The organism is bacterium (genome assembly GCA_035530055.1).
Lineage (GTDB): Bacteria > UBA6262 > WVXT01 > WVXT01 > WVXT01 > WVXT01.
Window position 1 is genome coordinate 1 of sequence record DATKVN010000057.1, and the last position, 9174, is coordinate 9174.

Annotated in this window: 11 protein-coding genes; all 11 read right to left on the bottom strand. The window is 44.1% G+C overall.

Annotated features, from left to right (window positions below):
- Positions 1-378 (bottom strand): phosphoglucosamine mutase (glmM, locus tag VMW39_04875; GenBank protein HUW23343.1); only part of this gene is annotated, 378 nt, incomplete at its 3' end.
- 127 nt (positions 379-505) lie between these two features.
- Positions 506-1297, bottom strand: a complete 792-nt coding sequence (cdaA, locus tag VMW39_04880; protein HUW23344.1) for a diadenylate cyclase CdaA — start codon at positions 1295-1297, stop codon at positions 506-508.
- 33 nt (positions 1298-1330) lie between these two features.
- A complete protein-coding gene (locus VMW39_04885; protein ID HUW23345.1) occupies positions 1331-2647 on the bottom strand; it encodes a pyridoxal phosphate-dependent aminotransferase family protein in 1317 nt (438 codons plus the stop codon).
- Between the two features lie 109 nt (positions 2648-2756).
- Entirely contained in the window at positions 2757-3725 is a 969-nt protein-coding gene (locus tag VMW39_04890; GenBank protein ID HUW23346.1) for an NAD-dependent epimerase/dehydratase family protein, read from the bottom strand.
- The gene (locus tag VMW39_04895; GenBank protein HUW23347.1) at positions 3722-4846 is read right to left on the bottom strand and encodes a glycosyltransferase; all 1125 of its coding nucleotides are present in this window, start codon (positions 4844-4846) and stop codon (positions 3722-3724) included. The genes VMW39_04890 and VMW39_04895 overlap by 4 nt, the downstream gene beginning before the upstream one ends.
- 164 nt (positions 4847-5010) lie before the next feature.
- Positions 5011-5325: a hypothetical protein gene (locus VMW39_04900; protein HUW23348.1), complete on the bottom strand. Its 315-nt coding sequence runs from the start codon at positions 5323-5325 to the stop codon at positions 5011-5013.
- Between the two features lie 62 nt (positions 5326-5387).
- Complete coding sequence (locus VMW39_04905; GenBank protein HUW23349.1) at positions 5388-5849, bottom strand: MarR family transcriptional regulator; 462 nt, start codon at positions 5847-5849, stop codon at positions 5388-5390.
- A gap of 165 nt (positions 5850-6014) precedes the next feature.
- The gene (gene proB, locus VMW39_04910) at positions 6015-7115 is read right to left on the bottom strand and encodes a glutamate 5-kinase (GenBank protein HUW23350.1); all 1101 of its coding nucleotides are present in this window, start codon (positions 7113-7115) and stop codon (positions 6015-6017) included.
- Positions 7112-8092, bottom strand: a complete 981-nt coding sequence (gene obgE / locus VMW39_04915) for a GTPase ObgE (GenBank protein HUW23351.1) — start codon at positions 8090-8092, stop codon at positions 7112-7114. Before obgE ends, proB begins: the two co-directional genes overlap by 4 nt.
- A gap of 11 nt (positions 8093-8103) precedes the next feature.
- Positions 8104-8355 carry a 50S ribosomal protein L27 gene (gene rpmA, locus VMW39_04920; GenBank protein ID HUW23352.1) on the bottom strand — a complete coding sequence of 84 codons (252 nt, stop codon included), beginning with the start codon at positions 8353-8355 and terminating at the stop codon, positions 8104-8106.
- Between the two features lie 21 nt (positions 8356-8376).
- Positions 8377-8691: a 50S ribosomal protein L21 gene (gene rplU, locus VMW39_04925; GenBank protein HUW23353.1), complete on the bottom strand. Its 315-nt coding sequence runs from the start codon at positions 8689-8691 to the stop codon at positions 8377-8379.
- Positions 8692-9174: the final 483 nt, after the last annotated feature.

Sequence of the window (9174 nt, forward strand, 5' to 3'; positions counted from 1 at the left end):
TTCATCGGGAAGTTTCGTTCCTGAATTGGAAAAGAATTTTATTCCGTTAAACTGGTATGGGTTATGGGAGGCGGAAATAACAATGCCTGCGAGGGAGTTTGTGGACTGGGTTAGGTAGGAGATGGCTGGCGTGGTGATTACCCCAGAGTCCCAAACGTCAACTCCTTTTTTGATTAGTCCCTTTGCCAGGCTATCAAAAATCATCTGGCCGGATTCTCTGGTATCACGGCCTATAATGATAGCTGGTTTGGAAGAAGGAAGAAAATGGCGGGTCAGGATTTCTGCAGAGACGATGCCAATTTTTTCTACGAACTCAGGAGTGAGAGGATACTTGCCGGCAATACCCCGAATTCCATCGGTACCAAATAGCCTTTCCATAAGCTCTTCCTGAAACTACTTTCCCAGGTACTTGACATAGTACCACAAGAAAATTGCTAAAAGTACGGCTATAATCTTTATTCCTAAGTTCTCTTTAAATTTTTTTATCATTTGAATCGGTGATGAATTAGATTTGAATGAACTCCTCTTTTGCTTCTTCCAGTTTCGCCTTATACAGTTGAGTTATCTCGGAGTGCAATTCTTTTATATCTATTTTCCTTTCCAATTTTCCATTGCGCGCCAGGGAAATGTCGCCAGTCTCCTCGGAAACTACTATTGCCCAGGCATCGGAGACTTCGGTAATGCCGATTGCTGCCCTGTGCCGGGTGCCAAGAATTTTGGTCACCCCGGGCTCATGAGTTAGAGGTAAGACGCATCCGGCAGCAATGAGTCTCTCATTCTGAACGATTACTGCGCCATCATGGATGGGCGCACGAGTCATAAATATGGAGCAGAGGAGGTCGGCAGTGACTTCCCCATTGATAACTACGCCACTTTCAATATAGTTGCGCAGTCCTGTATTCTGCTCAAGGATAATTAAAGCACCGAAACCTTTCTTGCTAAGCCTCTCCAGGGCTTTGATAATCTCGTCAATGAAAACTAACTTCTCGCTAAAAAATGATCTCAGCACAGGACCCTTCCCAATCTGCGCCAGGACGCTTCTGAGTTCCGGCTGAAAGACAATAACTATGGCAATTACTCCTGCAACCCAGACACCCTTCAATATCCAACTCACGGTCTGGAAGTGGAGTGCCCGGGCCGCAAAGGTGGCTAAAATTAGAATGAATATCCCCCGCAGAACCTGAATGGCGCGAGTGCCTTTGAGCAACATAAACAATTTATATGTTATGTATGCTACGATTAGAATGTCTAAGATATTAACCAGGTACCTTCGCCAAAGCAATGCCAAAAATTCCATCTTCTATATCCCCCAAACTATCATAACTAAGTATTATTGCCTCATTCCGTATATTCTATCCATCCAACTCCTAAATCTTTTCCTGATCCCTTCTTTCATCACCATTCTTTGCTTTTTCACTCTGGCTCTAAAGGTAGGGGGTTGCCTTCTCCTGGGGTATCTTCGACCAGGAATTATTCTTAACTCTTTTCCCACCTGTTCACAAATATCCAGGACCCTGTCCAATTGTTCAGTGGTGTGGGTAGCCATATAACTGGTGCGAATTACAGCTTTCCCTTTGGGAACGGCTGGACTGACAAAGGGGTTGGAGAATATGCCATTATCAAAGAGAATTCTCCGCATTTTAAAGGCTGTTATATCATCTCCCACGAGAAGAGGAATGATAGGGGTTTCACTGGCGCCTGTATCGTATCCCATCTCCTGGAAGCCTTTTTTCATCTTTCTGGTATTTCTCCATAATTGTTCTCGGCGCTCAGGTTCCTCTTCTATAATCTTCAATGCTTCTAAAACTACAACTACAGAAGCCGGTGGAGGGCTGGCACTAAAGATTAATGCCCGCGAATGGTGCTTCAAGTAGTGAATCACCTCTTCAGGGCCAACGATAAATCCTCCAATAGAAGCCAGAGACTTGCTGCAGGTTCCCATTACGATGTCCACTTCATCCTCTAAACCAAAATGCTCAGCTGTCCCTCTACCACCTCTCCCCAAAACGCCAATGGAATGGGCATCGTCAACCATAATTCTGGCTCCATACTTTTTGCCCAACTTCGCTATCCCCGGCAATTCGGCAATGTCTCCCTCTGTGCTGAATACTCCATCCACCACGATGAGTTTACCTCGTTCGGGTTCGATGGGCTCCAGAGTCCTCTCTAAATCTTCCATATTATTGTGCCTGAACCTTTTCGTCTCACCAAAAGAGAGCCGACAGCCGTCAATGATGCTGGCATGGTCAAGTTTATCAGTAATAACCACGTCGTCCTTTCCCACTAAGCCGGCAATAGTGCCTAAGTTGGTAAGAAATCCCGTAGTAAAAAAGAGAGCTGCTTCCTTTCTTTCAAACTCAGCCAGCTTCGACTCCAGTTCCTCATGAATATCGAAAGTCCCGTTCAAGAACCTGGAACCAGTACAACCTGTGCCATATTTTCTTAAAGCCCTGGCTGCTGCCCTTTTGAGTCTGGGGTGGGTGGTAAGTCCCAGATAGTCATTCGAGCCAATCATAATCATTGGTTTACCATTGACAATAACTTCCGGGTCCTGAGCAGACTCAATTGTATTGAAATAGGGATAGAAGCCGCCCGCCATTACTTCCCTGGCAGCTGTAAATTTGCCGCATTTTTCAAAAATATCCATTTCTCCCTCCTAATGTAAAAAAGAAAAAAGGGGACAGGCTACTTTTTTATGAAAATGGTAGCCGACGGCTTTAGCCGGCGAATAGAAAAAAGTACCTGTCACTTTTTGTTTAGAGCCAGCCATTGTCTTTATACCAGCTGGCTGTTATCTTCAGTCCTTCTTCTAAGCTAACCTTGGGCTTAAAACCCAGACTTTCTCTTGCTTTGGTTATATCACAGAACCATCCATTATGGAGTATCTCTTTTGCCTTCTGCCTGTTGATTAAAACTGGCTTATGGGTTATTCCTGAGGAAATTTCTGCTAAAAAAGCCGATGCCAAAATCAGCCAACGGGGTATGTTTATCTTGATTGTTTTTATTCCCATTACCTGGGCTGCTATATCCGCAGCTTCTTTCCAGGAATACGACCTTTCATCGGCAATAAAGTAAGTCTCGCCACTGGAATTTTCATTTTCTGCCGCCAAAACCATTCCCTCTACCAGGTCTCCAACATATAATGCATTAAAATGCCCTTCTCCTTTTCCCGGGACAGGTCTTATTTTTCTCTTAAGAAATTTAAAATATGTGTATACGTCTTTATCCCGGGGTCCGTAAATTACCGGCGCTCTAATAATCAGGACCGGCAATCTGTCACTATAACTATGAACCACAATTTCTCCCTTAAGTTTACTTTTACCATAGTCGGTGATTGGCTGACAATCTTCCTCGCCATTAGGATTAATCGGTCCCGCTGCTGCCTGGGTGGAGAGATATAGGAACTTCTTTATCTTTCGATTTGTTTTATTACATACTTCGAGTAAATTCCTTGTTCCCAGAAAATTCACCCGGTAGTAGGTCTCTCTATCCACAGCCCTCACTACTCCTGCCAGGTGATAGACATAATCCGCACCTTCTACTGCTTTATACAAACTATCTTTTTCTGTGCAGTCTCCATAAACAAATTCTACATCCAGCCCATTGAGCCAGTTGAGATTGCTTGTCTTACGCACGAGGCAGGTAACCGAGTATCCTCTCTTTTTTAATGCTTCCACCAGATGGCTACCAATAAATCCGTTACTACCACTTACCAATGCTCTCATTCAATTCGCTCCACCAGTTCCATAATTGCCCTTACTGTTTCCTCAGCCGCCTTTGGTCTTGCTAACACTTGAGCTTTTCGGCTCATCTCTTCTATCTTCTGAGGGAATAACAATAATTCTTCTATAACTTCCGGCAGGTCCTTTAAATGGTCTACTGCCAAAGCTGCCCCTTCATCAATCAGGTATCGACCATTTCTCTCTTCCTGCCCGGGAATTGGTTTAACAATAATTAGCGGTAGACCCTTGGCTAATGCTTCGGCACTGGTCAGTCCGCCGGGCTTGGTAATTATCAGGTCACTGGCGTCCATCAAGCTGTCCATGCTGTTAGTGTAACTGAGCACTTTAGTGGTAAATGCCAGTTTTCTTCCCATTTTCTTTGCTCTCAGCCAGAGCCTCTTGTTTCTGCCGGCAACTATAATTGCCTGAAAGGGAGCATTCACCTGAGAGAGTAACCTCAGAATTCTCCGTACCGGAATCATGCCCCGGCTTCCCCCTGCAATTAACAGCGTAGTCACCTCGCGAGACAGCCCTAATTCCTTTCTCTTCTTCAGTTTATCACAAGAACTCATAAATTTAGGGTCAATGGGAATGCCTATCTCCTTTATCTTTCTTCCGGGAATACCTCTGTCCACAAGAGTATCTTTTGTCTCTTCTGTGGGTACAATGTACAGGTCTACCTTGTCATGAAGCCAATAAGGGTGAACTAAATAGTCAGTAATCACCGCCACCAGGGGAAGACCATTTCCTCTCTCCCCTTTATAAGCAGCTGCTACGTGACAGGGAGCAGCCTGGGTGCAAATGATAACATCGGGCTTATGCTCTTTCAGTATTTTTTCCATCTTTGTAAAATATAGCCGATTAAAGAACTTCCTAAAGTCTTTTGTAGCAATAGCAAAATCATGATTGTCATAGAGAACCCTCCAGATTAGAGGAATATTTTTGATGACCTTCGTATACCAACTAATAATCACTCTTCCCATTCTGGGGTAGGCGCATTCAATAGAATCTAATGCTAAAGTTTCCACATCAGAATACAGGCTAAACGCACTCTGTAGTGCCTGGGCTGCCCTATGGTGCCCTGAATCCGGGGAAGAGTAAAAGAAAAGTATTCTATTTCGCATATAAGAAATTAATCTCCTCTAAATGTTCCCGATTGAAAAAAGGTGACAGGTACATTTTTCTGGAGTCCTTGCGAAAGCAAGGAAAATACTTCCCCTCCCTTTCGGGAGGACTCCAGCACAATTTGTACCTTACCTTTCGGGAGGACTCCAACACGATTTGTGCCTTATCTCTTCTTTCTTTTCTTTGCCTCGAGTTTCCTGATTCTCTTCTCCAGTTGGGCTATATCTTTCTTGGAAGCAAAGTCAATTTTTGACAGGATTCCGCCTACCTCTTTCTTTACCAGGCCTGTCAACTTCTTCTGCGTATCTTTTCCTTTCTTCACCAGCTCGTCTACGAAAGCGGCAGTCTCTCCCTTGCCTACCCCTTCCAGCGCTAAGAACTGTTCTACCAATCTCTTTGCCTTCTCTTGAGTCAGGGCGGCTAAACCTAATCCTGCTAACAATACCCTATTAACTAAATCCGAAGCTTTGAATTTCATTTTTTTTTCTTCCTCCTTGATATTGTTTAATATTTCGGTGTACGAAGTATTTGCGGAAAAAATTATAACCTTCTGGCTTCTCCCAGCTCCTGAGGAGTGCCGGTCATCTTCTCCATAATCTGAATCAAAATACGGCAGTCGTCTTCGGTAAGGTTTCTTAAAATCCCACTGATGTGCCTCTTTTTGTAATGGTCAACTTTGCGAATGATTTTTTTCCCCAGTTCGGTAAGATAAACATGGACTCTGCGCCTATCTTTCTCATCCCTTTCTTTTTTGACGAAGTGTTTCTTTACCAGGCGCCCCACAAGCTCACTCACGGTATTAATATTAAGCCCCAATAATTTACTCAATTCTCCTACCATGCATTTACCTTTTCGGGTTATGGTAGCTAAAGCGAAATACTGCGGCAAAGTAATTTCAGTGCCATACAACTTGGGGAGCTGGGGAACCTGAAAATTCTTAACCAGTGCGGGCAATACGTCATCCATCCTGGAAACATACTTTCTAATCTCTTTTCGCCTCATAAATCTCACCTTAAAATAAGAGAATATCAAAAATTTTACTTTATTTTGAAGCTTTTGTCAATAAAATTTGGAAACCGTTTGCATCAACAACTTTGGGTAGGAGTAGCAGACTTTAGTCTGCGTCAAGGAGTCACTCCGATTCATCGGGATACCTGGTCGGTCACACTACTCTTTTAAGATAACCAGGTTATCCCTGTGGATTACCTCATCGTAATCCTTATATCCCAGAGTTTTTTCTATCTGCGAAGACTTCTTACCTTTAATTTTTTCTATTTCATCAGATGAATAGGAAGTTAATCCCCGGGCAAATTCCTTTCCTTCCATATCCACTACTGCCACGCAGGCTCCTGTATTAAATCTACCTTCCACTCCACTAATCCCTGAAGGAAGCAGACTCTTACCTCTTTTCAGGAGTGCCTCTTTGGCTCCTTCGTCAACAGCAATCTTACCTTCTATCCTGGTATCAAAAGCTATCCAGCGTTTGCGGGAGACTATTTTCTCTTTTCCCGCAAGAAATTTTGTTCCCGGGTTCTCTCCCTTCCAGATTTCTCTCAGAACTTTTTCTTTATTACCATTGGCAATATACATTGTAATGCCGCTGGCAGTGGCAATCTTGGCTGCCTCAAGCTTGGTTACCATTCCCCCGGTTCCTCTCTGGCTTCCCCTGCCACTGGCTTTCTCTTCCAGCTCAGCAGTAATCGTTTCTATCTCCTTTATTAATTTCACTTTCTTTTCTACCCGGGGGTCTTGAGAAAAGAAGCCATCCACATCAGTTAAAATTACCAACTGGTCAGCCTCTACCTTACTGGCTACCAGTGCGGAAAGCCGGTCATTATCTCCAAATTTAATTTCCTCTACAGCAACTGTATCGTTCTCATTTACCACAGGAACCACACCCAGGCTAAGAAGAGTCAACAGGGTATTTCTGGCATTGAGATACCTCTGGCGCTGGGCGAGGTCATCAGAGGTCAATAGAACCTGAGCCACCAGGCGATTATGTTTTCTGAAAAATTTCTCGTATATACCCATAAGATAGCCCTGCCCGATACTGGCCAGTGCCTGTTTTTCGCGGATGGAGCCACCCTGCAATTTCAACCTTCCCAGTCCCGCGCCGATTGCACCAGAAGTCACAATGATTACCTCTGCACCCGAGTTGAGGAGTTCCGCCACATCGTCCACAATCCTCTCTATAGTGACTTCATTGATAACTCCGGAAGGTTTGGTTAAAACAGTGGTGCCAATCTTTATCACTACTCTCTTTTTCATTTTTTTAATTTTCTCCTGATCGCCTGAAGTAGTTCTTTTATACCTTCCCTGGTAAGAGCTGAGATGGGATAGACTTTCTTTTTAATCCGGGAACTAAATTTTTTTAAATTGGTTGCTGCGGAGGGAATGTCCATCTTATTGACAACAACTATCTGGGGCTTCTTCAGCAGTTGGGGATTGAAAGCTTTCAATTCTTTATTAGTTGCTATATAATTGTCGAAAGGGCTCGCGCCTGCATAGCCCTGAATGTCCACCAGGTGAACCAAAACTTCAGTCCTTTCGATATGGCGTAAGAACTGGTCACCCAAACCCTTACCTTTATGGGCATCGGCAATTAGTCCGGGAATGTCTGCTACTATGAAACTTTCGCCTTCGCCAAGCCAGACTACTCCCAGGTTGGGTGCTAAAGTAGTGAAGGGATAATTGGCAATCTTTGGGCGAGCACTGGAAATAACCGAAAGAAGGGTTGACTTTCCGGCATTAGGATACCCCAGAAGACCCACCTGGGCAATCAACTTCAATTCCAATTTTAAAGTGACAGTCTCTCCAGCCTCACCTTCTTCGGCAAAGCGTGGAACACGCTCTCGGCGCGACTTGAACTTCGCATTGCCCCTTCCACCCCGACCGCCGCGTGCCACAATGACACTCTGTCCCTCATTCACTAAGTCACAGATTACTTCCTCTCCCTTATAGACAAAGGTGCCCAAGGGTACCTTCAAAATTAAATCTGCTCCCGCCTTCCCGAAGCGATTGTTTCCCGACCCGTGTGCGCCTTTTTGGGCTCGATAATGGGGCTGGCGGGAGAAATCGAGGAGAGTCTTGATGCTGGAGGAGGTTACCAGAAGGATGTTACCACCTTTTCCGCCGTCTCCTCCATCCGGACCGCCGCGAGGAATAAACTTCTCGCGTCGAAAGGAGACACAGCCATCGCCCCCATTTCCGGCTTGTACAAATATTTTCGCCTGGTCAATGAACATACAAGCCTTCTTTACTGGTAAACGCTGACTCGTTTCCTTTTCTTACCAAAACGTTCAAAACTAACCCTGCCTGAAATTAAAGCAAACAGGGTATCGTCACTTCCCTTACCTACATTAAGTCCCGGGTAGAATTTCGTGCCTCTCTGACGAATTAAAATACTACCTGCCGATACAAATTGACCGGCAGAAGCCTTCAATCCCAATCTTCGTCCTGCACTATCCCGGTTATTTCCTGTAGAACCTTGTCCTTTCTTGTGAGCCATAAAAGCCACCGCCTTTTAAAGTCAGACTTTTTTTATTTCCTTTATTTTTACTACCGTATATTGGTGTCTATGCCCCAGTGTTTTCTTATAGTCTTTCCGCCGCCGTTTCTTAAAAACTATAATTTTCTTTGCCTTAAAATGCCTTTTGACCTCTGCTAATACTGTTACTTTATCAATGTAGGGCCTTCCTATCTCTACTTTTTCACCATTTACCAACAGGAGGATATTATTCAATTCGATAATATCTCCGGGTTTCTTACTAGTCTTCTCAATATTTACCACCGACCCTTCTTCCACCTTATACTGTTTTCCAGCAGTCTCGATTATTGCATACATAACTCCACCTCAGATAAAATTTGTTTTAATAATTTTATATATTTATTCCCTCTTTGTCAAGCCCTACCTGGTTTTTGGTTTTGGGAGTCCTCCCGAAAGGGAGGGATGATAACCTGTAGCTGCAGAGCGATAGCTCTGCATTGTAGGGGCGACACTCCGTGGTCGCCCAAAAGAAGGGACGGCACAGAGTCCGTCCCCTACAGAGAAGGCAAAGCTTACGCTTTGTAACTACAAAGGAGAAATACAAAAAAAACCGCTAACGTCATTCCATCCGCCAGCAGTCATTATATAACTTTTCTATTACCTTAAAATCTTGCGCTGAACGATATTCTATGAGTTTCACCCAGGTCACCAAAAGGAACAAAAGAATAATCCATCTGATACCCAAAAAGTCTCATCCCCAAACCTGCTCCCATGCCAAGAAAATCACCAATCTTCTCATCTCCTTTATTAACCACTGCGCTAAGGAGTCTACCAACATAG

Excerpts from the sequence above, each read along its gene's own strand:
- cdaA (HUW23344.1), bottom strand. The coding sequence starts at position 1,297 with ATGGAATTTTTGGCATTGCTTTGGCGAAGGTACCTGGTTAATATCTTA.
- VMW39_04885 (HUW23345.1), bottom strand. The coding sequence starts at position 2,647 with ATGGATATTTTTGAAAAATGCGGCAAATTTACAGCTGCCAGGGAAGTA.
- VMW39_04890 (HUW23346.1), bottom strand. The coding sequence starts at position 3,725 with ATGAGAGCATTGGTAAGTGGTAGTAACGGATTTATTGGTAGCCATCTG.
- VMW39_04895 (HUW23347.1), bottom strand. The coding sequence starts at position 4,846 with ATGCGAAATAGAATACTTTTCTTTTACTCTTCCCCGGATTCAGGGCAC.
- VMW39_04900 (HUW23348.1), bottom strand. The coding sequence starts at position 5,325 with ATGAAATTCAAAGCTTCGGATTTAGTTAATAGGGTATTGTTAGCAGGA.
- VMW39_04905 (HUW23349.1), bottom strand. The coding sequence starts at position 5,849 with ATGAGGCGAAAAGAGATTAGAAAGTATGTTTCCAGGATGGATGACGTA.
- proB (HUW23350.1), bottom strand. The coding sequence starts at position 7,115 with ATGAAAAAGAGAGTAGTGATAAAGATTGGCACCACTGTTTTAACCAAA.
- obgE (HUW23351.1), bottom strand. The coding sequence starts at position 8,092 with ATGTTCATTGACCAGGCGAAAATATTTGTACAAGCCGGAAATGGGGGC.
- rpmA (HUW23352.1), bottom strand. The coding sequence starts at position 8,355 with ATGGCTCACAAGAAAGGACAAGGTTCTACAGGAAATAACCGGGATAGT.
- rplU (HUW23353.1), bottom strand. The coding sequence starts at position 8,691 with ATGTATGCAATAATCGAGACTGCTGGAAAACAGTATAAGGTGGAAGAA.